Annotated in this window: 22 protein-coding genes; 3 read left to right on the top strand and 19 right to left on the bottom strand. The window is 72.6% G+C overall.

Features of this window, described 5'->3' with window-relative positions; all coding sequences use genetic code 11:
- Positions 1-24: 24 nt before the first annotated feature.
- The 8 genes from IF61_RS0121550 to IF61_RS0121515 all read right to left on the bottom strand — a co-directional run bounded on the left by IF61_RS0121550 (position 25) and on the right by IF61_RS0121515 (position 9598).
- Entirely contained in the window at positions 25-285 is a 261-nt protein-coding gene (locus tag IF61_RS0121550) for a hypothetical protein (RefSeq protein WP_245684571.1), read from the bottom strand.
- Positions 282-1775 (bottom strand): Asp-tRNA(Asn)/Glu-tRNA(Gln) amidotransferase subunit GatA, encoded by a 1494-nt coding sequence (gene gatA, locus IF61_RS0121545; RefSeq protein WP_030368122.1) that lies wholly within the window; start codon positions 1773-1775, stop codon positions 282-284. The genes IF61_RS0121550 and gatA overlap by 4 nt, the downstream gene beginning before the upstream one ends.
- A 6-nt stretch (positions 1776-1781) precedes the next feature.
- On the bottom strand, positions 1782-2078 hold the full coding sequence (gatC, locus tag IF61_RS0121540) for an Asp-tRNA(Asn)/Glu-tRNA(Gln) amidotransferase subunit GatC (RefSeq protein ID WP_030368121.1): 297 nt from the start codon (positions 2076-2078) through the stop codon (positions 1782-1784).
- A gap of 332 nt (positions 2079-2410) precedes the next feature.
- The gene (locus IF61_RS0121535) at positions 2411-4507 is read right to left on the bottom strand and encodes a putative bifunctional diguanylate cyclase/phosphodiesterase (RefSeq protein WP_030368120.1); all 2097 of its coding nucleotides are present in this window, start codon (positions 4505-4507) and stop codon (positions 2411-2413) included.
- Between the two features lie 309 nt (positions 4508-4816).
- Positions 4817-7102 (bottom strand): NAD-dependent DNA ligase LigA, encoded by a 2286-nt coding sequence (gene ligA / locus IF61_RS0121530; protein WP_397945253.1) that lies wholly within the window; start codon positions 7100-7102, stop codon positions 4817-4819.
- Positions 7103-7134: 32 nt separating this feature from the next.
- Positions 7135-8196 (bottom strand): methionine synthase, encoded by a 1062-nt coding sequence (locus tag IF61_RS0121525; protein ID WP_030368118.1) that lies wholly within the window; start codon positions 8194-8196, stop codon positions 7135-7137.
- A 127-nt stretch (positions 8197-8323) separates the two neighbouring features.
- Complete coding sequence (locus IF61_RS0121520; RefSeq protein ID WP_030368117.1) at positions 8324-9013, bottom strand: SDR family oxidoreductase; 690 nt, start codon at positions 9011-9013, stop codon at positions 8324-8326.
- A 45-nt stretch (positions 9014-9058) separates the two neighbouring features.
- Entirely contained in the window at positions 9059-9598 is a 540-nt protein-coding gene (locus tag IF61_RS0121515; protein WP_030368116.1) for an LOG family protein, read from the bottom strand.
- 224 nt (positions 9599-9822) lie between these two features.
- On the opposite strand from IF61_RS0121515, the gene IF61_RS0121510 reads away from it, so the two are divergent.
- Positions 9823-10413 carry a hypothetical protein gene (locus tag IF61_RS0121510; protein WP_052392898.1) on the top strand — a complete coding sequence of 197 codons (591 nt, stop codon included), beginning with the start codon at positions 9823-9825 and terminating at the stop codon, positions 10411-10413.
- Positions 10414-10467: 54 nt separating this feature from the next.
- On the opposite strand, the gene mnmA is transcribed toward IF61_RS0121510, so the two are convergent.
- Complete coding sequence (gene mnmA, locus IF61_RS0121505; RefSeq protein WP_030368114.1) at positions 10468-11628, bottom strand: tRNA 2-thiouridine(34) synthase MnmA; 1161 nt, start codon at positions 11626-11628, stop codon at positions 10468-10470.
- A gap of 548 nt (positions 11629-12176) precedes the next feature.
- Between mnmA and IF61_RS0121500 the strand changes: the two genes are divergently transcribed.
- The gene (locus IF61_RS0121500) at positions 12177-12821 is read left to right on the top strand and encodes an N-acetylmuramoyl-L-alanine amidase (protein WP_030368113.1); all 645 of its coding nucleotides are present in this window, start codon (positions 12177-12179) and stop codon (positions 12819-12821) included.
- On the opposite strand, the gene IF61_RS0121495 is transcribed toward IF61_RS0121500, so the two are convergent.
- Positions 12814-13983 carry a cysteine desulfurase family protein gene (locus tag IF61_RS0121495; RefSeq protein WP_030368112.1) on the bottom strand — a complete coding sequence of 390 codons (1170 nt, stop codon included), beginning with the start codon at positions 13981-13983 and terminating at the stop codon, positions 12814-12816. The genes IF61_RS0121500 and IF61_RS0121495 overlap by 8 nt on opposite strands.
- Positions 13984-13996: 13 nt before the next feature.
- Entirely contained in the window at positions 13997-14995 is a 999-nt protein-coding gene (locus IF61_RS0121490; RefSeq protein ID WP_030368111.1) for a helix-turn-helix transcriptional regulator, read from the bottom strand.
- Positions 14996-15202: 207 nt separating this feature from the next.
- On the opposite strand from IF61_RS0121490, the gene IF61_RS0121485 reads away from it, so the two are divergent.
- Complete coding sequence (locus IF61_RS0121485) at positions 15203-15793, top strand: TIGR03086 family metal-binding protein (RefSeq protein ID WP_030368110.1); 591 nt, start codon at positions 15203-15205, stop codon at positions 15791-15793.
- Positions 15794-16026: 233 nt separating this feature from the next.
- Here the strand turns inward: IF61_RS0121485 and IF61_RS0121480 are convergent, their stop codons facing one another.
- The 8 genes from IF61_RS0121480 to IF61_RS0121445 all read right to left on the bottom strand — a co-directional run bounded on the left by IF61_RS0121480 (position 16027) and on the right by IF61_RS0121445 (position 24880).
- A complete protein-coding gene (locus IF61_RS0121480; protein ID WP_030368109.1) occupies positions 16027-16860 on the bottom strand; it encodes a thioesterase family protein in 834 nt (277 codons plus the stop codon).
- Positions 16861-16912: 52 nt separating this feature from the next.
- Positions 16913-17575 carry a trimeric intracellular cation channel family protein gene (locus IF61_RS0121475; RefSeq protein ID WP_030368108.1) on the bottom strand — a complete coding sequence of 221 codons (663 nt, stop codon included), beginning with the start codon at positions 17573-17575 and terminating at the stop codon, positions 16913-16915.
- 38 nt (positions 17576-17613) lie between these two features.
- Positions 17614-18660: an ABC transporter ATP-binding protein gene (locus IF61_RS0121470; RefSeq protein ID WP_043190117.1), complete on the bottom strand. Its 1047-nt coding sequence runs from the start codon at positions 18658-18660 to the stop codon at positions 17614-17616.
- 29 nt (positions 18661-18689) lie between these two features.
- Positions 18690-19790, bottom strand: a complete 1101-nt coding sequence (locus IF61_RS0121465; RefSeq protein ID WP_030368106.1) for an ABC transporter ATP-binding protein — start codon at positions 19788-19790, stop codon at positions 18690-18692.
- A complete protein-coding gene (locus IF61_RS0121460; RefSeq protein WP_030368105.1) occupies positions 19787-20785 on the bottom strand; it encodes an ABC transporter permease in 999 nt (332 codons plus the stop codon). The genes IF61_RS0121465 and IF61_RS0121460 overlap by 4 nt, the downstream gene beginning before the upstream one ends.
- Positions 20786-20934: 149 nt before the next feature.
- Entirely contained in the window at positions 20935-22707 is a 1773-nt protein-coding gene (locus tag IF61_RS0121455; RefSeq protein ID WP_030368104.1) for an ABC transporter substrate-binding protein, read from the bottom strand.
- A 129-nt stretch (positions 22708-22836) separates the two neighbouring features.
- Positions 22837-23835 (bottom strand): ABC transporter permease, encoded by a 999-nt coding sequence (locus tag IF61_RS0121450; protein WP_030368103.1) that lies wholly within the window; start codon positions 23833-23835, stop codon positions 22837-22839.
- Between the two features lie 304 nt (positions 23836-24139).
- Complete coding sequence (locus tag IF61_RS0121445) at positions 24140-24880, bottom strand: enhanced serine sensitivity protein SseB C-terminal domain-containing protein (protein WP_052392906.1); 741 nt, start codon at positions 24878-24880, stop codon at positions 24140-24142.
- Positions 24881-25022 lie beyond the last annotated feature (142 nt).

The raw sequence follows: 25022 nt of genomic DNA, 5'->3' as shown, positions 1-25022 counted from the left end.
AAAACTAACCTCTCAGGTCCTGGCTCAGTCCGCGAGGACGTCGTCGCTGTTCATGCGGCGCAGCTCGCGCACCAGCAGCGCGACGCCGGTGGCGATGGCCGCGGCGGAGACGATGGCGTCGACCAGCTGGAGCGTGTCCTGCTCGCCGCGCGCCTTCTTCGCCTGCTTGATCACGCTCACCGCGCCGAACAGCGTGGTGCCGATCGACAGATACGTGCCGGGCTTGGACTTCTTGAAGCCCTTGGCCTTCTTCAGGGCGCTCGGCTTGCTCACTTCCGTACTCACAGCGACGGTGCCTCCTCGAGCAGGTGGTGGCCCCAGCGGGCGGTGAACGCGGCCTCGACCGCGGCACCGACCTTGTAGAGCCGGTCGTCCTTCAGGGCGGGAGCGATGATCTGCAGACCGACCGGCAGGTTGTCCTCGGGCGCCAGGCCGCACGGCAGCGACATGGCGGCGTTGCCCGCCAGGTTGGTCGGGATGGTGCACAGGTCCGCGAGGTACATCGCCATCGGGTCGTCGGCGCGCTCGCCGATCGCGAAGGCGGTGGTCGGGGTGGTCGGCGAGACGATCACGTCGACCTGCTCGAACGCCTTCTCGAAGTCGCGCGTGATGAGCGTGCGGACCTTCTGTGCCGAGCCGTAGTAGGCGTCGTAGTAGCCCGAGCTGAGCGCGTACGTGCCGAGCATGACGCGGCGCTTGACCTCGGGGCCGAAGCCCGCCTCGCGGGTGAGGGCGGTGACGTCCTCGGCCGAGCGGGTGCCGTCGTCGCCGGCGCGCAGGCCGTAGCGCAGGCCGTCGAAACGGGCCAGGTTCGAGGAGCACTCGGACGGCGCGATCAGGTAGTACGCGGCCAGGGCCAGGTCGAAGGACGGGCAGTCCAGCTCGACGATCTCGGCGCCCAGCTCCTTCAGCAGCTCCACCGACTCGTCGAAGCGCTGCAGGACGCCGGCCTGGTAGCCCTCGCCGCGGAACTGCTTGACGACGCCGACGCGCATGCCGGCGACGGAGCCGTTGCGGGCCGCCTCGACGACCGGCGGGACCGGGGCGTCGATGGACGTGGAGTCCATCGGGTCGTGGCCGGCGATGACCTCGTGCAGCAGGGCCGCGTCCAGGACCGTACGGGCGCAGGGGCCGCCCTGGTCGAGGGAGGAGGAGAACGCCACCATGCCGTAGCGCGAGACCGCGCCGTAGGTGGGCTTGACGCCGACCGTGCCGGTGACGGCGGCGGGCTGGCGGATCGAACCGCCGGTGTCCGTGCCGATGGCGAGCGGGGCCTGGTACGCGGCGAGGGCCGCGCTGGAGCCGCCGCCGGAGCCGCCGGGGATCTTGGTGAGGTCCCAGGGGTTGCCGGTCGGGCCGTAGGCGCTGTTCTCCGTGGAGGAGCCCATCGCGAACTCGTCCATGTTGGTCTTGCCGAGGATGACGACGTCCGCGTCCTTCAGGCGCTTGGTGAGCGTCGCGTCATACGGCGGGATCCAGCCCTCGAGGATCTTCGAGCCGACGGTGGTCGGGATCCCCTTGGTGGTGAAGATGTCCTTCAGCGCGAGCGGGACGCCGGCCAGCGGGCCGAGCTTCTCGCCGCGGGCGCGCTTGGCGTCGACCTCGCGGGCCTGGGCGAGGGCGCCCTCGCGGTCCACGTGGAGGAAGGCGTGCACCTTCTCGTCCACGGCGTCGATCCGGGCCAGGTGGGCCTCGGTGACCTGGACGGCGGTGAGCTCGCCGGAGGCGATCTTCTCCGCGATCTCGGCGGCGGTGAGCTTGATGATGTCCGTCATAGCGGTTTAGTCCTCCCCCAGGATCTGCGGCACCTTGAAACGCTGCTGCTCCTGGGCGGGGGCGCCGGAGAGCGCCTCCTGCGGGGTCAGCGACGGACGGACCTCGTCCGGGCGCATGACGTTGGTCAGCGGCAGCGGGTGGGACGTCGGGGGGACGTCCTGCTCGGCGACCTCGGAGACGCGGGCGACCGCGCCGATGATGTCGTCGAGCTGGCCGGCGAAGTGCTCGAGCTCTTCGTCCTTGAGCTCCAGACGTGCCAGCCGGGCGAGGTGGGCTACCTCCTCGCGCGTGATGCCAGGCATGCGGCGATCCTCAGGGTTTGTGACGGATTCTGGGCGGGTTGTGCGCCCAATCCTATGGCTCCGGGAGCCGTGCCTGCTAAACGCTTTCCGCGTGGCTGCGGCCCGGGGCGCTCCGGCGCCGCCGCGATCGCCGCCGCGGCGGGAGCAGGTGCCCGAGGCGTCCGGGCGGCTCTACGGGCGCAAGGCCGTTCGGCACCGCCGGATGGCCCCGTGGGGGTTGATGGCCGTCGCGGCGGGAAGAAGTGCCCGCCCGCCGCGGCACGCAACCCCCACCGGGGTTTTGGGGGCACCCCCAGCGGTAGCCGGGGGAGGTGCCGGACCGGCCGTCGCCCCTACGTGACCGCGTCCCCCTCCGCGGCGGCGGACGCCGTCGCGGCGACGTGGTCCGCCTCCCGGTGCCAGCCGGACTCGTTGCGGAGGCGGAGCCAGGCCGTCGTCTCGTCCGGCGGCATGGCCGCGGCGACGAGCCAGCCCTGGACCGCGTCGCAGCCCAGGTCCCGCAGCCGCTCCCAGGTCTCGTCGTCCTCGACGCCCTCGGCGACGACGAGCAGTCCCAGCGAGTGCGCAAGGTCGAGCGTGCAGCGGACGATCTCCGCGTCCTCGTTGTCGATGGCGAGCCGGGCCACGAACGACCGGTCGATCTTCAGTTCGCTCACCGGGAGCCGGCGGAGGTGGACCAGGGACGAATAGCCCGTGCCGAAGTCGTCCAGGGACATCTTCACGCCGTGCCCGGTGAGCCCCGCGAGGGTGTCCGCCGCCCGCTGCGGGTCCTCCAGCAGGACGTGCTCGGTTATCTCCAGCTGCAGCGCCCCCGCGGGGACCCCGTGCCGGGCGAGCCGCGCCGCGACCGAGCCCGCGAACCCGGGAGTGTGGACGTCGCGCGGCGAGACGTTGACGGCGACGGGCACTTCCAGGCCCATGGCCCGCCACTTCGCGACCTGCCCGAGGGCGGTCTCCAGGACGTACTCGGTCAGCCTGGGCATCAGCCCCGACGACTCGGCGATCGCGATGAACTCGTCCGGGGAGACCCGGCCCCGCTCGGGGTGGACCCAGCGCACCAGCGCCTCCAGCCCCTCGACGTGCCCGTCGAAGCCGACCTTGGGCTGGTAGTGCAGTTCGACGTCGCCCGCGTCGAGCGCGCGCCGCAGGTCGCCGAGGAGCCCGAGCCGGTCGGGGGTGTTGCCGTCGCGCCGGGCCTCGTAGACCTCGACGCCGCTGCGGTCGCGCTTGGCCTGGTACATGGCGACGTCGGCGCGGCGCAGCAGCCCCTCGGCGTCGAGGGCGTGGTCGGGGTAGACGGCGACGCCGGCGCTGGCCTCCAGGACGAGCGTGAGCCCGTCGAGGTCGAGGGGGGAGCCGAGCGCGGCCACCAGTGAACGGGCCACGCGCTGGGCGCCGGTGAGGGAGTCCGCCGTGGGCAGCAGCACCGCGAACTCGTCGCCGCCGAGGCGCGCCGCCTCCGCGTCCCGCGGCAGGGCGAGGCGCAGCCGCTCGGCTATCTGCAGCAGCAGCCGGTCCCCGGCGAGGTGGCCGAGGGTGTCGTTGACGGAGCGGAAGCGGTCGAGGTCGATGAGGACGAGCGCGGAGCGGGTGCCGGCGCGCTCGGCCTCGTCGAGGGCGCTCCAGGTGCGCTCCAGGAGCCACTGGCGGTTGGGCAGTCCGGTGAGCGGGTCGCGCAGCTGTTCCTCGGCGCGGGCGCGGGCGATCCACAGGGTGGAGTCGAGGGCGATGAGGGGGACGGCGAACAGGGGCAGCAGCAGCGGCGCGTGGTCGGCGACGACGGCGATCAGCGGGGCGATGCCGAGGAGGGCGCCGCCGACGAGGGCCTGCCGGACGAGGGCGGTGCGGGCGATGGTGCTGAGGCCGGCGCGGGGCGCCATGGAGTACCAGAGCAGGGCGCGGGTGACGGCGAGGTAGAGGAAGGCGGCGAGGGCCACTTTGGGGATGGCGGTGAGCGGCCACTCGTCGGGCATCCAGGGGTTCTCGACGGTGGAGACGACGCCGCACACGGCGAGGGCGAGGCCGGCGGCACCGATGCCGAGGATGTCGACGGCACCGTGGAGTAAGGCCTGGCGCCAGCGGTGGCGGCGGGCGGTGGCGACGAGCAGGACGACGGCGATGCTGATGAGGACGGCGGGCAGCCAGCCGTAGAGCAGCAGGACGGCGAGGGTGAGGGCGGCTCCGGAGCCCGTGCCGCCCCACCAGCGGTCGCGCCCGAGGGCGACGAGGTGGGCGACGATGAGGCCGGTGAGGACGGCCAGGGCAGCGCCGACGGCGCGGCCGGGGAAGACGGAGTGGCCCGCGCCGATCACCCGGAAGACACCGGCGGCGAGTGCGACCGCCGCCACGGTGACACAGACCGTCGGCAGCGCGGGCGGAGGAACCCGGCGCAGCCGGGATGCCGGTTCGGCGCTGTCGGTGGGTTTCATGCCCGTCCCTCTCACAGCCGGCGGTGCCCGCGCCACGGCAGGCGCACATCTCAACAGTAGGCCGCAGAAGGCTACGGCGGGCAGCGATCGGCAGCGGTTGCCCGATTGGGATCCGGCCTCTTGTAGCCATCTGGTATGCGCTGTAGGGGTAATGCCCACTGACTATGCGGGCATTACTCCGCTGGGGTGGCGACCGGTGTGCGGACCTGCCTTCCGGTGGCGGTGCCGCTCCGCGTGGGGCGGATGGCGGCGGGGGGGACGAAGGGGGTACGGAGGGGGTGCGAAGGGGCTACCCGCACCCCCCGTCCGCTACGCCTCGCCGTGGGCGCTCTCGCCCTCGCCCGCGCCCCCGGCCGCTTCCGCGCCCTCTTGCGGAACGGCCGCTTCACGCGCGGCGTCGGGACCTTCGGCGAGGAGCACGGCGAAGCCGTCCTCTTCCAGGACGGGCACCTTCAGCTGCATGGCCTTGTCGAACTTGGAGCCGGGGTTGTCGCCGACGACGACGAAGTCCGTCTTCTTCGACACCGAGCCGGTGACCTTGGCGCCCCGGCTCTGCAGGGCTTCCTTGGCGCCGTCGCGGGTGTACGCGGAGAGGGTGCCGGTGACGACGACCGTGAGTCCGGCGAGGGGGCGCGGGCCCTCGTCCTCGGCGGCCTCCTCCTCCATGCGGACGCCGGCGGCCCGCCACTTCTCGATGATCTCGCGGCGCCAGTCCTCGGCGAACCACTCCTTGACGGCGGCGGCGACGATCGCGCCGACGCCGTCCACCGCGGCCAGCTCCTCCTCGCTCGCCTCCGCGATGCGGTCGATCGAGCGGAACTCGCGGGCGAGGGCGACCGAGGCGACGGGCCCCACGTGCCGGATCGACAGCCCGGTGAGGATGCGGGCGAGCGGCCGCTGCTTGGCGGCCTCGATGTTGGCCAGCATGGCGAGGGCGTTCTTCTTCGGCTCACCCTTCTGGTTGGCGAAGAAGGTGACGACCTTCGGCTCGCCCGTCTCCGGGTCGCGCTTGGGCAGGCCGGAGTCGGGGTCCACGACGTAGGACTTGATGGGCAGCAGCTGTTCGATGGTCATGCCGAACAGGTCGCCCTCGTTCTTCAGGGGCGGCTCGGCGGGCTCCAGGGGCTGGGTGAGCGCGGTGGCGGCGACGTAGCCGAGGTTCTCGATGTCGAGGCTCTTGCGGCCGGCGAGGTAGAAGAGGCGCTCGCGGATCTGGGCGGGGCAGGAGCGGGCGTTGGGGCAGCGGAGGTCGATGTCGCCCTCCTTCATGGGCCGCAGCTCCGTGCCGCACTCGGGGCACTCGGCGGGCATCACGAACTCGCGCTCCGTGCCGTCCCGGAGGTCCACCACGGGGCCGAGGATCTCGGGGATGACGTCGCCGGCCTTGCGGAGCACGACGGTGTCGCCGATGAGGACGCCCTTGGCCTTGACGACGTCCTGGTTGTGCAGGGTGGCGAACTCGACCTCGGAGCCCGCGACGGTGACCGGCTCGACCACGGCGTACGGCGTGACCCGGCCCGTCCGGCCGACGCCGACGCGGATGTCGACCAGCTTGGTGTTGACCTCTTCCGGGGCGTACTTCCAGGCGATGGCCCAGCGGGGGGCGCGGGAGGTGGAGCCGAGACGGCCCTGCAGGGGGATCTCGTCGAGCTTGACGACGACGCCGTCGATCTCGTGCTCCATGGAGTGGCGCACGGCGGGTTCGCCGTAGTGGGCGATGAACTTCCGTACGCCCGCGAGGTCGTCGACGACCGAGGCGTGCGCCGCCGTCGGCAGCCCCCATTCGCGCAGCAGTTCGTACGCCTGGGACTGGCGGTCGATGTCGAAGCCCTCGCGCGCGCCGACGCCGTGGACGACCATGTGCAGCGGCCGGGTGGCGGTGACGCGCGGGTCCTTCTGGCGCAGCGAGCCCGCGGCGGCGTTGCGCGGATTGGCGAAGGGGGGCTTGCCGGCCTCCACCAGGCCGGCGTTGAGCTCCTCGAACTTCTCCATGGGGAAGTAGACCTCGCCGCGGACCTCGACGAGGGCCGGGATGCGGTCGCCCTGGAGGCGGTCGGGGATCTCGGCGATCGTGCGGACGTTGGGCGTGATGTCCTCGCCGGTGCGGCCGTCGCCGCGGGTGGCGGCGCGGGTGAGGCGGCCGTGCTCGTAAGTGAGGTTGACGGCGAGGCCGTCGACCTTGAGCTCGCACAGGAAGTGGTACGGGGTGCCGCCGCCGATGTCCTTGGCGATGCGCTCGGCCCAGGCGGCGAGCTCTTCGTCGTCGAAGGCGTTGTCGAGGGAGAGCATGCGCTCGCGGTGCTCGACGGCCGTGAAGTCCGTCTCGTAGGCCCCGGCGACCTTCTGGGTGGGCGATTCGGGAGTGCGGAGCTCCGGGTGCTGCTCCTCCAGGGCCTCCAGCGAGCGCAGCAGCTTGTCGAACTCGGCGTCGCTGATGACGGGGGCGTCCTTGACGTAATACCGGAAGCGGTGCTCCTCGACCTGCTCGGCCAGCAGCGCGTGCTTCTCCCGTGCCGGTGCGGGCACGGAGGAGCCCGCCGCGAGCTCTTCGCCCTGCTGTCCGCCCTGCCGTCCGCCCTGCTGTTCGACAGCCACCGTCTCGTCCTCCCGTTGATCCATGAGCGCCGTCACTCAGGGTTGTCTGCGAGTGATTTCGCCGCCCGGACGCAGTGCGCGAGGGCCGTGCGGGCATATGCGGGCGAAGCGCCCGCGAGCCCGCACGAGGGAGTGACGACCACGGACTCCGCGAGGGTCCCCGGTGCCAGCCCCAGCCTGCGCCACAGCGTCCTGACACCCATGACGCTACCGGCAGGGTCTGACAACGGGCCGTCCGTACCGGGCACCACGCCCACGAACAGCGTCGTACCCGCCTCGACCGCCTCTCCCACCGCTTCTTCCTCACGCTCGGTGAAGAGCGAGAAATCGAACGAGATGCCCTGGAAGCCGGCCCGGCGCAGCAGCGCGAAGGGCACGCCGGGGGCGCACGCGTGCACGACGGGCGCCTGGCCGGTGACCTCGCGGGCGACCGTCACGAGGTCGCGCAGGGCGCCCTCGACGACGGCCCGGTCGACGGCGCGGTAGGTGCGGTACCCGCTGGCGGTGCGGACCCGCCCGGCGAGGACGGCGGTCAGGGAGGGCTCGTCCAGCTGGAGCACGATCCGGGCGCCGGGCACCCGCCGCCGCACGTCGGCGAGGTGGCCCCGCAGGCCCTCGGCGAGGGATGCCGTGAGGTCACGGCAGGCGCCGGCGTCGCCGAGCGCGGCCTCGCCGCCGCGCAGTTCCAGGGCCGCCGCGAGGGTCCAGGGGCCGACGGCGGAGACCTTGAGCGCGCCCTCGTAGCCCTGGGTGTACTCCTCCAGGGCGTCGAGGTCCTCGCCCAGCCACGAGCGGGCGCGCTTGGTGTCGCGCCCGGGCCGGTCGCTGATGCGCCATCCGCTGGGCTCGACGTGCGCGTAGACGTCGACCAGGAGGCCGGTGGTGCGGCCGATCATGTCGGCGCCGGGGCCGCGGGCGGGCAGCTCCGGCAGGTACGGCAGGGCCTCCAGGGACCCGGTGACGGTCTTCGCGGCTTCGCGGGCGTCGCCCCCGGGCATCGACCCGACGCCGGTGGCCGCCCCGGTGCCCCAGCTCTTCCCCGCTGCCGGCGGACGGCCGCCGGACCCCTGCTCGTTGTTGCTCTTGTCGCTCACGCAGGAAGCCTACGGGGCGCGCGGCGGCCCCTGCGCAGGCCGAGCCGGGCGGCGGGACGGGGTGAGCGCAAAGAGCCTCCCGGGGCGGCTCCGGGAAGCCCCCGGGGCGGCCCGGGGACTTCCGCCGTCAGCGGCCGGGCCGGACCGACAGGTCGTTGATCTCCGCGTCGCGCGGGAGGTCGATCGCGAGCAGGATCGTCGTCGCGACCGACTCGGGGTCGATCCACCGCGCCGGGTCGTACGGCTTGCCCTCCTGCTGGTGCACCTTCGCCTGCATCGGAGTCGCGGTGCGGCCCGGGTAGACGCTGGTGACGTGCACGCCGGCCGCGTGCTCCTCGGCGCGCAGCGAGTCCGCGAGCGCCTTCAGGCCGTGCTTGCTCGCGGCGTACGCGCTCCACGTGGCGTGGGCGTTCAGCCCGGCACCGGAGTTGACGAAGAGGACGTGCCCCTTCGTCACGCGCAGCTGCGGCAGGAACAGCCGGGTCAGCTCCGCCGGGGAGACCAGGTTGGCGGCGAGCGTGCTGTTCCACGTCTTCGGCGTCAGCTCGCCGACGGCGCCGAGTTCGACGACGCCCGCGATGTGCAGGAGCGTGTCGACGCGGTCCGGCAGCGGCTGCTTGTCGAGGGCCCAGGAGAGCCGGTCCGGGTTGGACAGGTCGGCCACGAGCGTGTGGGCGCCGGGGAACTCCGCCGCCAGCTCCCTGGCCCGGCCCGCGTCGCGCGCGAAGAGGTGGACCTCGTCGCCCCGGTCGAGGAGCCGGCGCGCGACCGCCGCCCCGATGCCGGAGCCGGCCCCGGTGATCAGATGTGTTGCCATGGGAGCCAGCTTGCCCTACGGCGGGGGCGGGCGCGCAGCCGCGGGCTAGCGCAGGCCCGCGGACTCCTCCAGGTAGGCCATCGCGCCCAGCCCGTCCTCCGCGAAGAAGACGAGGGCGGTCAGCGGCAGGGGCAGGAAGCCCTCGTCCTCCATGCGCTGGAACTGCGCCTTGAGGCCGTCGTAGAAGCCGGCCGTGTTGAGCAGGACGACGGGCTTGTCGTGGATGCCGTGCTTCTTCAGCTCCAGGATCTCCGTCGCCTCGTCCAGCGTGCCGGTGCCGCCCACCATGATGACGACCGCGTCGGCGCGCGCGAGCAACTGCGCCTTGCGCTCGGCGAGGTCGCGGGCGACGACCATCTCGTCGGCGTTCGCGCGCGCCCGCGCGGCGAGGAACTCGACCGACACGCCGACCAGCCGGCCGCCGCTCTCCTGCACGCCGTCTGCCATGACCTTCATCAGGCCGGACTCCGAGCCGCCCCACACCAGTGTGTGCCCGCCGCGGCCGATGAGTTCGGCGAACTCGCGGGCGGGAGCGGTGTAGCGGTCGTCGAGGTCGGCGGCGGAACAGAAGACGGCGATGTTCATGAACGCCACCGTACGTGCCGTCCGTACGGTGTCGCACCGCACGGGCTGCTGTGGGCTGTTTTCAGACCCTTTCCTGTCCCTGTTACGGCCCCGTTCGGTTGCGGGTTCGTCACAGGGAGCGGCCTGGTTTGGCGCCTTGTAAGAGCGCTGTTAGCGTGACGTGCACTCGTCAGCCGGGCGTCAACAGGCGCTGTTTCCAGCCAATTCATCGGGGGAATTTTCCAGTGAAGCTTCGTCATGTCCGCGCGGCCGCCGTCTTCGGAATCGCCGTCGTCGCCCTGACCGGAGCCCGCGGGCACCACGGCGGCGGCTGCAGCAGCGGCAGCTCCAGCCACCACAGCAGCAGCTCCACCTCGGGCGGCACCACGACGACGGGCGGCACGACCGGCGGCAGCACGAGCACGGACGGCGGCCTCACCACGGGCGGCACGACCGGCAGCACCAGCGGCGGTTCCACGAGCGGCGGCACGTCCACCAGCGGGCTCACCTCGGGCGGCACCACCACCGGCGGCAGCAGCGCGAGCGCCTCCCGCGACCTGAAGATCGTCAGCTGCGACTACAGCGACTCCCGGGGCATCACCGCGAAGATCAGCGTCACCAACCCCAGCCTGAAGGACAGCAACACGTACACGTTCTCGGTGAAGTTCACCGACGCGAGCGGCACCCTCATCGGCACCCGCAACCGCACCATCCCCTTCGTCGGCCCGGGCAAGACGGACACGCAGGACGTCTCCCAGGTGTACGTGCCGAAGGCCGGCGCCAGCGTGAGCGGCAAGTGCGAGGTCGACAACGTGACCCGCACCAAGTCGAACTGAGCCGGCCGGCGGCCGGACCGGGTCCGGCCGCCGCAATCCTCCGGGCCGTGCGGGTCAGGCGCTCTGCGCCGCCTGCGCGGCCCGCGCCCGTTCGGTCGTGGCGATCGTCGCCGAGCCGACCACGCGCGTGCCGTCGTACAGCACGATCGCCTGGCCCGGGGCCACGCCGCGGACCGGCTCGCTGAAGCGGACCCGGAGCTCGTCCCCGACGAGCTCCGCCGTCACCTCGGTCTCACCGCCGTGGGCGCGCAGCTGGGCGGTGTACGTGCCGGCGCCCTGCGGGGCCGCGCCGCACCAGCGGGGGCGGATCGCGGTCAGGGCGATGACGTCGAGCGCCTCCACCGGGCCCACCGTCACCGTGTTGTTCACCGGCGAGATGTCCAGGACGTAGCGCGGCTTGCCGTCCGGGGCCGGGTGACCGATCCGCAGGCCCTTGCGCTGGCCGATGGTGTAGCCGTACGCGCCCTCGTGCGTGCCCACCTTCGCGCCGGACTCGTCGACGATGTCGCCGTCGGCCCTGCCGAGGCGCTTCGCCAGGAAGCCTCGGGTGTCACCGTCGGCGATGAAGCAGATGTCGTGGCTGTCCGGCTTCTTCGCCACGGCCAGGCCGCGGCGCTCCGCCTCCGCGCGGATCTCGTCCTTCGTCGTGACCGTGTCGCCCAGCGGGAACATCGCGTGGGCGAGCTGCCGGTCGTCCAGCACGCCGAGGACGTACGACTGGTCCTTGGCCATGTCGCTGGCGCGGTGCAGCTCGCGCGTGCCGTCCTCGTTGAGGACGACCGTCGCGTAGTGGCCCGTGCACACCGCGTCGAAGCCGAGCGCGAGCGCCTTGTCCAGCAGCGCCGCGAACTTAATCTTCTCGTTGCAGCGGAGGCAGGGGTTGGGCGTGCGGCCGGCCTCGTACTCGGCGACGAAGTCCTCGACGACGTCCTCGCGGAAGCGTTCCGCCAGGTCCCAGCAGTAGAACGGGATGCCGATCACGTCCGCGGCGCGGCGGGCGTCGCGGGAGTCCTCGATCGTGCAGCAGCCGCGGGCGCCCGTCCGGAACGACTGCGGATTCGCGGACAGCGCGAGGTGCACGCCGGTCACGTCGTGCCCGGCCTCGACGGCGCGGGCCGCGGCGACGGCGGAGTCGACACCGCCGGACATGGCGGCGAGCACGCGGAGCCCCTTGCGGGGGGCGTTGAGATCGGGGGCACCGGGGAAGTCAGTCATAACCCCTCCAGAGTACGGGGGCGACCGGCGTCGTGGCGTCCGGGTTTCCGGGACGTGCCCGTACGACTGCGTCGCGCCCCCGCTGCCACGGCGAGCCGCCACTCTGGCGGCGCCCGGCCATCATCAGGCCGCCCGGCACCGCCGGACAACGCCGTCCCGGTTGCGCACCGCGGCGGCGGAAAGAATTCGCCGGGCCGGCGCCCTTCGCCCGCCCGTCGGCGCTTCCTTCCCGCCGCGACGGCGGGACACCCCCACGGCCCTACCCTGCGGTGCCCGGCCACCGTCAGGCCGTCCGGCCACCGCCGGTCAGCGAGATGCCTGGTTGCGCACCGCGGCGGCGGAAAGAATTCGCCGGGCCGGCGCCCTTCGCCCGCCCGTCGGCAGGTGATCTTGCCGGGCCCGGCATCTCCCCGCCGCCGCGACGGCGGGACACCCCCGCGGCGCGGACCGGCGGTGCCTGGCCTAACCGCATCGGGCGGTCATGGGTGGAACCCGTGGCGGGCTCGTGGGCGTTGGGGTGGGGAGGGAAACGGCACCCGGGGGTGGGGATGGGTTCGGAGCGTATTTCTCGGCGAGGGGTGCTTCTCGGCGGTGCCGGTGTCGTCGTGGGCGCCGGCACCGCCGGGTACGCCGGGCGCGGCGAGGTCCAGCGCTGGTGGTGGCGGGTCTCCGGGCGGGAGAGGCCGCGTACGAACGGCGCGCTCGACCACGCCGGCGCCGAGTGGGTCGCCGCGTCGTCGGCGAACTGGCGGCGCGCGTCGCGGCCGGACGACTACGGCGTCGACCGCGTCGTCGTCCACGTCGTCCAGGGCAGCTACAGCGACGCCCTCCGCGTCTTCCGCGACCCCCTGCACGAGGCGGCGGCGCACTACGTCGTGCGCAAGGACGGGCACATCGCGCAGACCGTCCGCGAGCTGGACGTGGCCTTCCACTCCGGGAACCGCGCCTTCAACGAGCGCAGCATCGGCATCGAGCACGAGGGCTACGTCGACCGGCCCGCGGGCTTCACGGACGCCATGTACACCGCTTCAGCCCGCCTCACGGCCGGCATCTGCGCCCGCTACAAGATCCCCGTGGACCGCACGCACATCGTCGCCCACTCCGAGGTGCCCGGAACGGACCACACCGACCCCGGCCCCCACTGGGACTGGGACCGGTACCTGCGGCTCGTAAGAGAAGCCGCGGCTAGCTGAGGCCCGCCGTGCGGGCCCGCTCCACCACCGGCCCGATGGCCTCGACGACGGCCGTCACGTCCGCCGCCGTGGACGTGTGCCCCAGGGAGAAGCGGAGCGTGCCGCGGGCCAGGTCCGTGTCGGTGCCCGTGGCGAGGACGACGTGGCTCGGCTGGGCCACGCCCGCGGTGCACGCGGATCCCGTGGAGCACTCGATGCCCTGGGCGTCGAGGAGGAGCAGCAGGGAGTCTCCCTCGCAGCCGGGGAAGGAGAAGTGGGCGTTGGCGGGCAGGCGGCCGGCCGGGTCGGGGTCGCCGCCCAGGACGGCGTCGGGGACGACGGCCCGCACCCCGGCGATCAGTTCGTCGCGCAGGGCGCCGACCTCGCGGGCGAAGTCCGTGCGCCGCGCGGCGGCGAGCTCGCCGGCGACGGCGAAGGCGGCGATCGCGGGCACGTCGAGCGTGCCGGAGCGCACGTGGCGCTCCTGGCCGCCGCCGTGGAGCAGCGGCACGGGCGCGTACTGCCGGCCGAGGAGGAGCGCGCCGATGCCGTACGGCCCGCCGATCTTGTGCCCGCTGACCGTCATGGCGGCGAGCCCGGACTCGGCGAAGCCGATGTCCAGCTGCCCGAAGGCCTGGACGGCGTCGGCGTGCAGGGGCACGCCGGACTCGGCGGCCGCGTCCGCCAGTTCGCGGATCGGCATGATCGTGCCGATCTCGTTGTTGGCCCACATCACCGTGGCCAGGGCGACGTCCCCGGGCTCGCGGGCTATGGCCTCGCGCAGCGCGTCGGGGTGGACCCGCCCGTGGGAGTCGACCGGGAGGTACTCGACGGTCGCGCCCTCGTGCGTGGCGAGCCAGTCGACGGCGTCGAGCACGGCGTGGTGCTCGACGGGGCTGGTGAGGACGCGCGTCCGGGCGGGGTCGGCGGCCCGGCGCGCCCAGTAGAGCCCCTTGACGGCGAGGTTGTCGGCTTCGGTGCCGCCCGCGGTGAACACGACTTCGCTGGGGCGGGCGCCGAGCGCCGCGGCGAGGGACTCGCGCGCCTCCTCGACGGTGCGGCGCGCCCGCCGCCCGGCGGCGTGCAGCGAGGAGGCGTTTCCGGTGAGGGCGAGCTGGGCGGTCATCGCCTGCACCGCCTCCGGGAGCATCGGGGTGGTGGCGGCGTGGTCGAGGTAGGCCATGGTGGGCACGATTCTACGAGGCCGGGTCCGGAACAGTACCGGGCGTTCCGGCCCGGGCCCGTCCGTACAGTTCCGCGGTCGCCGCGGCCACCTCCGCCAGGTCCGCGCGGACCTCCTCCGGGGAGAGGACCTCGACGTCGGGGCCGAAGGGCAGCAGGGCGCGGGCGGCACGGGGTTCGGTGAGGAGGAGCTCGACGGTGGCGGGGTCGCCGGCGGAGGGCGGCGCGGCGAAGGCGGGGCCGAGGAGGCGCAGGAACATGTCGAGCCGGGAGCGCCGTACGGTGGCCGTCACGCGCAGGCCCGCCGGCCGCTGCTCGACCTCGCGCCGGAGCACCTCCCACGCGTCGGCGAGCTCCACGCCCGCCCGGCGGCGCACCGTGTCCCCGGTGACGGTCAGGGCGGCCACGCGGTCGGCCCGGAACAGCTGCGGGCGGGCCCGCCGGTCGGCGACGAGATACCAGACGCCGGCCTTGGCGACGAGGCCGTAGGGGTCGACGGTGTACGTGCGGGGCGCTTCCTGCCCGCCGTGGCGGTAGCGCAGGCGCAGCCGCCGGTCGGCGAGGACGGCGCCCTGCAGTTCGCCGACGTCGACGGCGGGGACGGCCGCGGGGCCGCCCAGCCAGCGGACGGGGTCGACGAGGATGCGGCGGCTGGTGGCCTCGGCGGCGGGGCGGTGCGGGGCGGGCAGGGCGGCCATAACCTTGCGCAGGGCGGAGCCGAGGGCGCTGTCGAGGCCGAGGTCGGCGAGCGTGTTCCGGGTGGAGAGGACGAACAGGGCGCGGGCCTCGTCGGCGGTGAGGCCCGTGACGTCCGTGCGGTAGCCGGGAAGCAGCGCGATGCCGCCGTGCCGGCCGCGCTCGGCGTAGACGGGCACGCCCGCGGCGGATAGGGACTCGACGTCGCGGTAGACGGTGCGGACGGACACCTCCAGGCGGTCGGCCAGTTCGCGGGCGGGCACGCGGCCGCGGGTCTGGAGGAGCAGGAGGATCGCCAGCAGTCGGTCGGATTTCACCGCTCAAGGATGGCTTGCGGGTTGCGGCGGAAAACCTGACGGCCGTTGTCAGGTTATGGCGGGATGCTCTGCGTGTTCCCCGGAACTGATCCCCGGATCTTAGGAACGGATCCCTGGATCCAGAACGGATCTCCGGACCCCCGGAACGGAGCCCCGCATCCCCGGATCCGCGGATCGACCGATCACCTCCCGCGAATGGAGTCCCCCATGACCAGCACCCCCGCCGCCACCGACCCGCGCCCCCTCCTGGAGCGCGCCGTCGCCCAGGTCGCGGCCCTGATCGAGGCCGTGCCCGCGGAGCGGCTCGGGGATCCGACGCCGTGCGCGGAGTTCGACGTACGGGCCCTGCTGGGCCACCTCGTGGCCGGTGTGAGGGACGGCGCGCAGCTCGGCGAGACGGGCGCGGTGGAGTGGAGCAAGCCGCCCACGGACGTCGCGGACGACGGCTGGGGCCGGGCCTACGGGGCGGCGCGGGCCCGGCTGGCAGCGGCCTGGGCGGATGACGCGACGCTGGAGCGCCCGGTGACCGTGGAGTGGGGGACGTTCCCCGGCGCCGTGTTCCTGACGTCGGGCATGGTGCTGGAGAGCGTCACGCACGCCTGGGACCTGTCGCAGGCGCTGGGGCACCCGCTCCCCCTGGACCAGGAGCTGGCCGAGCTCGCGCTGGGCTGGGCGCAGCAGTTCTTGCCGGCGGACCGGCGGGGCGACGAGGTGCCGTTCGGGCCGGTGCGGCCCGCGCCCGAGGGCGCGGACGCGTACGCGCGGCTGGCGGCGTGGCTGGGCCGCGAGGCCGCGTAGCCCGCGCGGCCCGCGACGGCGGGAGGCCCGGAGCCGGAGGCGGCGCCCCGGCGGCCCGCGGCTGCGCCCGCGGACGCGCCGGTCTGCTCCTTGATGGCGGGGATCCGGACCACCCGGCCGGCGAACAGGAGCCGTCGAGGGCGAAGGCCCCATCCGGGCGGCGCCCACGCGATCCCGGCGGAGCCGGAGCCCGAGCGTCCCCGAGGGCCGGCCGCCGCCGTGAGCCCGCGGCCTCAGCGCCGCGGGGCGGCCGCCAGCTGCCGGGACTGGGCCACGAGCCGGTCCTCGCTGTCCCAGACCTCGGCGTCCTCCTCCAGGAAGCCGCCCGCGAGGTTGCGCGTGGTGACGGCGATGCGGACGGGTCCGGGTGCGGGCCGGCAGCGGATGTGGGCGGTCAGCTCGATGGTGGGCACCCAGCCGGTCAGGCCCATCTCGAACGTCGTGGGCGGCAGGGCGTCGACGGCGAGCAGCAGGGCGAGCGGGTCCATGGGGCGGCCGTCCGCGAGCCCGAACCAGCCGCGCATCTCGCCGCGGCCGCTGGGCGCGCCGGCCGCCCAGCCGGCGGTCGCGGGGTCGAGGCGGATGTCGAGGCGGCGGGCGATCTCGGAGAGCGGGTGGGAGCCGTCGTCGTGCTCCTTGCCCAGGCAGTGCTCGTACGGGGGGATTGCGGGCGGCTTGGCCGTGGTGCGGACGTCGTCGCTGAGGGCGCCGAGGTCGCCGTAGGTGGCGAGGACGCGGATCCGCTCGACCTCGCCGCCGTCCTCGTCGTACTGCAGGAGGGACGCCTGGCCGGTGGAGAGGGCGCGGCCGGTGCGCACGGTCTGCGTGCGGACGACGGCGGGGCCGGGCCGGCTGACCGAGAGGTAGTGCGCGGTGACGGTGAACGGATCGGGGTGGGGGAGCTCCGCGGCGAGGGCCCGGCCGACGAGGGCCAGGAGGAAGCCGCCGTTGACCGCACCGCCGATGGTCCACCCGGCGGGGAGGGCGGCGTCGTGCACGCCGGGGCCGCGGGGGGTCAGCGCGGTGTCGCGGTCGAATTCGCTGTCACCGATGGTTGCCTGTGCCATGCCGGTCACGCTACACCCGGAGGTTACTCACTGGTAGGTTCTCGGTGAAGGGTCAACAACCCTCTTCGGTGGCCGCGCTCCGCCGGTGCCACGCCCGCGGCGCCCGCCAGTGGAAGCGCATCGCGAGCAGCCGCAGCACGAACGCCGTCACCACGGGCACCGCGTACGCAGGGCCGTCCAGCGCGCCGAAGCGGATCAGCAGCGCGGCCAGCGTGGCGCCGACCATGGCCGGCACGGCGTACAGGTCGCGGTCCCAGCGCAGCAGCGACGGCACCTCGTGCGCGAGGATGTCGCGCAGCACGCCGCCGCCGACCGCCGTGGCCAGCCCGAGCGTGGCGGCGAAGACGAGGCCGAGCCCGTGCCCGTACGCCTTGACCGTGCCGGTGACGCAGAACAGCCCGAGGCCCGCCGCGTCGAAGACCCCCACCGCCTTGGTGATCCGCTCGACCTCCGGGTGCAGGAAGAAGACGATCACCGTGGCGAGCAGCGGGGTGAGGAAGTAGCCGAGGTCCGTGAAGGCGGCGGGCGGCACGGCGCCGATGATCACGTCCCGGATCAGCCCGCCGCCCAGCGCCGTGACCTCCGCCAGGACCGCCATGCCGAAGACGTCGAAGTTCTTCCGCACGGCGAGCAGGGCGCCGGAGATCGCGAAGACGAAGATCCCTGCGATGTCCAGCGAATGCTGGACGGAGGGGCTGAACAGGTCGGTGAGCACCAGACATTCTTACTCGGCCCGGACGCCGTTCCGGACGCTCATCCTCCGGTCGTCCCCGCAGTGGCCGCCTCCGGCGCGTTCTCCGGGTGGTGGCAGGCCACCTGGTGGCCCGGTTCGAGCGCCAGCAGCGGCGGCTCCTGTGTCTTGCACACGTCCGTCGCCTTCCAGCACCGGGTGTGGAAGCGGCAGCCGGACGGCGGCGAAATCGGCGAGGGCACGTCCCCCTTGAGCAGGATGCGCTCCCGCTTGGCGCGCCGCTTCGGGTCGGGCACCGGCACCGCGGACAACAGGGCCTTGGTGTACGGGTGCATCGGCTTCGTGTAGAGCGAGGTGCGGTCGGTGAGCTCCACGAGCTTGCCGAGGTACATGACGGCGATGCGGTCCGAGACGTGGCGGATGACCGACAGGTCGTGCGCGATGATCACGTACGTGAGCCCGAGCTCGTCCTGGAGGTCGTCGAGCAGGTTGACCACCTGGGCCTGGATCGACACGTCCAGCGCGGAGACCGGCTCGTCCGCGACGACGAGCTTCGGATTGAGCGCGAGCGCCCGCGCGATGCCGATGCGCTGCCGCTGCCCGCCGGAGAACTCGTGCGGATAGCGGTTGTAGTGCTCCGGGCTGAGCCCCACCAGCTCCAGCAGCCGCTGGACCTCCTTCTTCACCCCGCCCTCGGGCGCGATGCCCTGCAGCCTGAAGGGCGCGCCGACGATGGTGCCGACGGTGTGCCGGGGGTTCAGCGAGGAGTACGGGTCCTGGAAGATCATCTGGATGTCGCGGCGCAGCGGGCGCATCCCCGCCACGCCGAGGTGGCTGATGTCCTTGCCCTGGAACGCGACCCGGCCGCCCGTGGGCTCCAGCAGCCGGGTGATCAGCCGGCCCATGGTGGACTTGCCGCAGCCGGACTCGCCCACCACGCCCAGGGTCTCCCCCGTGCGCACGTCGAAGGTGAGCCCGTCCACGGCCTGGACGGCGCCGACCTGCCGGCGCAGCAGCCCCTTGGTGATCGGGAAGTGCTTGACCAGGCCCTCGACCGTGAGGAGGGCCTCGGGCCCGTCGGACGGCGCCTGCTGCCCGGGAATCTTCATCGCGTGATCCTCGTGGTCCTCGTGGCCCTTCACAGCTTGGGCGCAATCTCTTCGGTCCAGATGCGGGTCCGTTCCTCCTCGGCCATGTGGCAGGCGGACCAGTGCCGGCCGCCTCCCGCAGCGCCGTCGCCGCCGGTGACCAGGCGCAGTTCCGGCCGCTCCGTACGGGTGATCCCGCCCGCGGGCACGTCGGCGTACGGGCAGCGCGGGTTGAAGGCGCAGCCGGAAGGGATGTTGATGAGGCTGGGCGGGGAGCCTTTGACCGGGATCAGCCGGTCGGTCTGCTCGCGGTCGATGCGCGGCATGGAGCCGAGCAGGCCCCAGGTGTAGGGGTGCCGGGGCTCGGAGAAGACCTTCTCGGCGGGCCCGCGCTCCACGCAGCGGCCGCCGTACATGACGAGGATGTCGTCGGCCAGCTCGGCGACGACGCCGAGGTCGTGGGTGATGACGATGACGGCCGAGCCGAACTCCTTCTGCAGGTCGCGGATGAGGTCGAGGATCTGTGCCTGGACGGTCACGTCCAGGGCGGTGGTCGGCTCGTCCGCGATGAGCAGCTCGGGGTTGTTGACCAGCGCCATAGCGATCATGGCGCGCTGGCGCATGCCACCGGAGAACTGGTGGGGGTAGTCGTCCACGCGGCGGTCGGGCTGCGGGATGCCGACGCGGTCGAGCAGCTCGACGGCCCGCTTGCGGGCGGCCTTCTTGCCGGCGTCGCTGTGGTGCACCAGGTACGCCTCGGTGATCTGGTGGCCGATCGTGAAGTACGGGTGCATGGCGGACAGCGGGTCCTGGAAGATCATCGCCATCTCGCGGCCGCGCAGCCGCCGCACCTCGTCGGGGTCGGCGCTCATCAGCTCCTTGCCGTCGAGCCAGATCTCGCCGGAGATCCGGGCCCTGCGGCGCCCGTACTGGCCGACGGTGTGCAGGCCCATGATGCCGAGCGAGGTGACCGACTTGCCCGAGCCGGACTCGCCGACGATGCCGAGCGTCCGGCCCTTCTCCAGCTGGAAGGAGAGCCCGTCGACGGACTTGACGAGCCCGTCGTCGGTGGGGAAGTGGATGCGCAGGTCCCGCACCTCGAGGAAGGCGGTGGGGGCGTCCCCCGGGCCGGGGGCGGGGGCGGTGGTCACGAGAGCCTCACTCGGGGGTCGATCACGGCGTACAGGAGGTCCACGACCAGGTTGGCGAAGACGACGGCGGAGGCCGTGATGAGCGTGACGCCGAGGATCATCGGCAGGTCGCGTTCGTTGATGGCCGCCACCGCGGCCTGGCCGAGGCCGGGCAGGCTGAAGGCCGTCTCGGTGAGGATGGCGCCGCCGACCAGGGCCCCGAGGTCCATGCCGAGCACGGTGAGGATCGGGGTCATGGTGGAGCGCATCGCGTGCTTGCCGATGACGACGGGCTCGGCGAGCCCCTTGGCGCGGGCGGTGCGGATGTAGTCCTCGCCGAGCACCTCCAGCATGGTGGCGCGGGTGAGCCGCGCGTACATCGCCGCGTAGAGGAAGGCGAGGGTGACCCAGGGCAGGATCAGGCCGCCGAACCAACTGCCCGGGTCGTCCGCGAAGGACGTGTATTCGCCGCCGACCCAGCCGAGCTTGTACTTGAAGACGGCGAGCGAGAGCAGGGCGGTGAAGTAGATCGGCAGGGAGACGCCGCTGAGCGCCACGGTCATGGCGGTGCGGTCCCAGACGGTGCCGCGCTTGAGGGCGGAGACGACGCCGGTCAGGACGCCGCCGGTGACCCACAGCACGCAGGCGCCGCCGGCGAGCGAGAGGGTGACGGGCAGCCGGCTCGTCAGCTCGGGCCAGATGGGGCTCTCGTGCCGGAACGAGTAGCCGAAGCAGGGCGCCGGGCAGTGGACGGAGTCGTTCGCGCTGACGTAGTCCCGGCCGGCGAAGAGCCCGCTGACGAAGTTCCAGAACTGCTCCAGGATCGGCTTGCCGAGCCCCAGCTTCTCCCTGATGCCCTCGATGGCCGCCGGATCAGCCTGTTTGCCGACGTACATCAGCGCGGGGTCGGACCCGGTGAACTTCGGGATCGCGAAGAAGATGCCGAAGGTCACGAGGATGACCACGAGCAGCATCACGATGACGGCGAACAGCCGCCTGACGATGTAAGCGAACACTGCGGTCGGCCCGGCGGCGGCCCGGAGGCGCCCCCCTGGGGAAGAGGGGGGCGTCCCCGGTCGTCGCGCTCGGCCCTCACCTGCCCTTCGGGCCTAGCGGCGGGTGCGCCGGCGGAGCGGACGGGATGTCACGGCTGTGACGGGCGCGATCACTTGACGACGCCCAGCGAGGCGTAGTCGTAGCGGCCGTTGTAGGCGTCGGCCGTGTAGACGTTGGTCAGCCGGGAGCTGCGCCAGATGATGTTCTTCTCGTAGGTGAAGGGCAGGTACCAGGCGCCCTCCATGACCTTCTTGTTGGCCTCCTGGTAGATCTTCCCGGCCTTCTCCACGTCGGTCTCCGCGATGGCCTCGTCGAAGGTCTTGTTGACCGCGGGGTCGTTGAGCTCGGGGTAGTTCTGGTTGCCGCTCTCCTGGATGAAGCGGCCGTCGGCGATCGGCTGGAGGAAGCCCTGGCCGCTGGGGAAGTCGGAGCCCCAGCCCATGATGATGATGCCGTAGCCCTTGGCCTTGACGTTCCCGGGCGATCCGATGATGCCGGTGCTCTGCGCGCCGTCGTACTTGTCGATCTGCGCGTCGATGCCGATGGCCTTCAGGGACGCCTGGAGCGACTCCGCGGTGGCGACCTCCTGCGACTTGTTGTTGCGCACGGCGATCGTCGTCTTGAAGCCCTCGGGCTTGCCGCAGGCCTTCAGCTCCTCCTTGGCCTTGGCCGCGTCGGGCTTGCCCTGCTTGATGTTGTACGGGTCGTACGCGGGGTCGAAGCCCTTGACCGCGGGCGGCAGCATGCTGATGCCGAGGTCGCCGCCGGCCTGGGGGCCGCCGCGAGCGGTCTGCAGCGAGGTGTGGTCGGCGCCGTAGATGACGGCCTTGCGGCAGTGCTCGTTGTCGAAGGGGGCGACGGTCTTGGGGAAGGCGGCGTAGCGGATGAAGCCGGTCTGCGGGTTGTCGACGTTGCCCTTGTACTCCTTGAGGGCCTTCTGGCGGCCCGCCGAGCCCATGCCGGTGGCGTTCAGGTCGAGGTCGTAGTCGCCCTTGATCAGCCGGTTGTCCATGTCGTCGGCGTTGGTGATCAGCGTGACCGAGATCTTGTCCGGCAGGGCCTTGCGGACCGGGTCGGAGTCCTTGCTCCACTTGTCGTTGCGGACCAGTTCGAGGCCCTTGTTCGGGCTGTACGACACCCACTTGTACGGGCCGTTGGAGAACGGCTTCTGGCCGTACCGCTCGGCGGTGTCCTTGTCCGGGCGGACCGGGGCCGCGGCGGGCATCGCGATCATCTGCAGGAAGTCGCCGTTGGGCTTGGGGAGTTTGAAGACGATCGTCTTCTCGTCCGGCGTCTCGATCGCCTTCAGCCCCAGCTTGTCCTTGCTCTCGTCCTTGTACGGGCCCTTGTACGTCTTCTCGGGGTCCAGGACCTGCATCAGCCAGGTGGGGCCGCCGGAGATCTTGTCGGTGGCCCAGGTGCGCTCGATGCCGTACTTGATCTGCTGGGCGGTGACGGGCTGCCCGTCCTCCCAGGTCACACCGGGCCGCAGGGTGAAGGTGTACGTCTTCTTGTCGTCCGAGACCTTGCCGGTGTCGGTGGCCAGGTCCGGGACCAGTGTGGTGCTCTCGCCGCCGGCGGCCGGCTTCGACGTGATCAGCGTGCGCGCGTAGTAGCGGGCGAAGTCCCACATGAATCCGTAGTAACCGCGCTGCGGGTCCCAGGAGTCGGCGTCCTGCGTGCCGATGAACTTCAGCTCGCCGCCCTTCTTCTCGGACACGCTGGCGGCCTTGTCGACCGCGGCGTTGAATCCCGCGCCCTTGCCGTCCCCGCCGCCCTTGCTGCCGCCATCGCCGCCGCAGGCGGCCGTCGTGACCAGGGTCGCGACCACGAGGGCCGCCCCGGCGGCTGCCTTCCGCCTCGGAGTTCTCTGTGTTCTCAAGGTGTCGCGACCTCCGTGATCGTCGCCGCCCGGGAACGGGCCGGCGGGTTTGCGGACGTGAGCCTCCTGACGGACCGACAGGGGCGGTGGGACACGAGCGGGACGGCGGGTGCGGGCCCTCGGCGCGCGCTAGCGCGACCCCTTGGGGTCCAGAGCGTCCCGGACACCGTCGCCGAAGAGGTTGAACGCGAGGACGGTGATGAAGATGGCGAGACCCGGGATGATCATGAAGATCGGGTCCGCCTCGTAGTGGTCGACGGCTCTGGCGAGCATCTCGCCCCACGATGCCGTGGGGGGCTTGACTCCGGTACCGAGGAAGCTGAGGGCGGCCTCGGTGAGGACGTTGGTGGGGATCATCAGCGTCGTGTACACGGTGATCGGCGCGACCAGGTTGGGCAGCAGCTCGCGGAAGAGGATGTAGCCGCGGCCGGCGCCCAGGCTGCGCGCGGCCTCGACGTACTCCCGCTCCCTGAGCGAGAGGGTCTGGCCGCGCACGATGCGCCCGATGTAGGGCCAGCCGAAGAAGCCGATGACGGCGATCAGCACGCCCATGCGCACGCCCGAACCGGTCAGTCCCCAGAGGGAGTCGGGGACCACGGACACCAGCGCGATGATGAACAGCAGCTGGGGGAAGGCCAGCAGGAGGTCCATGACCCGGCTGATCACGGCGTCGACCCAGCCGCCGAAGAAGCCGGCGACGATGCCGAAGACGGTGCCGAGGAAGACCGCGACGACGGCGGACAGGAAGGCCACGAGGAGCGAGACGCGGGCCCCGTAGACGATGCGGCTGAAGACGTCGCGCCCGTTCACCGGCTCGACGCCGAAGAGGAAGTCCCCGTTGATGCCGCCCCAGGAGCCCTTGGGCGTGCTGAACAGGGGGTCGATCCGGCCCTCGTGGAACTCGTTGGGCGGGTGGCCCAGCGCGCCCACGATCAGCGGGGCGAAGACCGCCACGAGGATGAGCAGCACCACGACGGCGCCGCCGGCCAGGGCGAACTTGTCGCGCTTCAGCCGGATCCAGGCGATCCGCCAGGGGGACCGGCCCTCGATCGCCTTGGCCGGGACGTCGGCGGCGATGTCGACGGCAGCGGTCTGCGCCGCGTCCGTGTCGTGCAGTGGTGCCGTCATCGTCTGGTGGACCCCCCTCGGCCGGCACTCGCCGGCCCAACGCCCGCCGCGCATGCGGCTGGTTCACATCACTGGTGCGATAGGTGCGATGGTGCGAGAAGTTGCGGGACGTGCACGCGAAGCAGGTCGTACGCAGGACCCGGAGTCCTTGTGGCCGGAGTCTTCAACGGCCCCGCGATCACCCGCCAGACCCGGTCGGCAAAGGATGCGCAACCGTGATGTGTGCAGGGGAATTCCGTTATACGGACAACCGTGATCGGCCTACGGGGCGGCGGGCGGGCGGCGGAGCCCCGTGGGGCACCCGTCAGTAGGCCCCGGTCTGCGGGGGATACCCGTAACCGGAAGGCGACGCGGGCGCGCCGTGGGCGTCGCGGTCGTAGAACGGGCGGGCGTTGGCGCGCATCCACATCGCGACGGGATCGTGCTCGTCCGACATCGCGACCGTGGACACCGGCAGGCCGTCCGGCACCGCGCCGATCGACTGCTGCATCATCAGCCGCACGGACTCGACGGCCCCCGGCGAGGTGTCGTAGAGGTCCAGCCCGATGGCCAGGTACGCGCTGCCGAGGGCGGGCTGCACCCAGGCGCGGCGCAGCGAGCGCACCGCGGGGGTGCGGTGGGCGTTCTGCCCGAGGAGGGCGTAGAACTGCGGGATCTCCACGCCGGGCTCGCTCAGGCGCAGCGGCCCGGCCGGCAGCCGGTCCAGACCGCCGGCGATGCGGCGCAGGTCGAGCCACGGGATGCCGACGCCGCCGCCGGGCGCGTGCGGGTTGAGCCACAGGCCCCAGCGGCCGGGGTGGAGGGCCTCGGCGACGGCGCGCCCGGAGATCACCTCGTGGGCGCGGTTCCAGCCGCTGGCGGCGAGCTCCTGTGCCGACGTCACGCACGGGGCGTAGCCGAGGCCTTCGACCTCCATGTTGCCGTACTGGGCGTCGGGCGAACCGGCCTGGCCGTGCCAGAGCAGCATCCAGACCCGGCCCTCGGCCAGCGACCGCAGCAGCGCCTCGTACGCGTCGTACCGGCCGGGCGCCACTTGGCGCAGCATCTGCTCCACGCCGCTCTCCGCGCCCGCGCTCACCTGGGTCCGCCTCTTCTCTCTGCCTTGACTGCTGCTGCGACCCGGGGAGCGCCGGCGCGCCCCCGTGGTCGTCCGACCAGCTTACGAGCCCGCCGCCGCGGACAGGGGA

The sequence above is a fragment of the Streptomyces roseoverticillatus genome (assembly GCF_000719265.1).
Classification (GTDB): domain Bacteria; phylum Actinomycetota; class Actinomycetes; order Streptomycetales; family Streptomycetaceae; genus Streptomyces; species Streptomyces roseoverticillatus.
The sequence above is the reverse complement of the archived record's forward strand: the minus strand, read 5'-3'. Positions and strand labels throughout refer to the sequence as shown.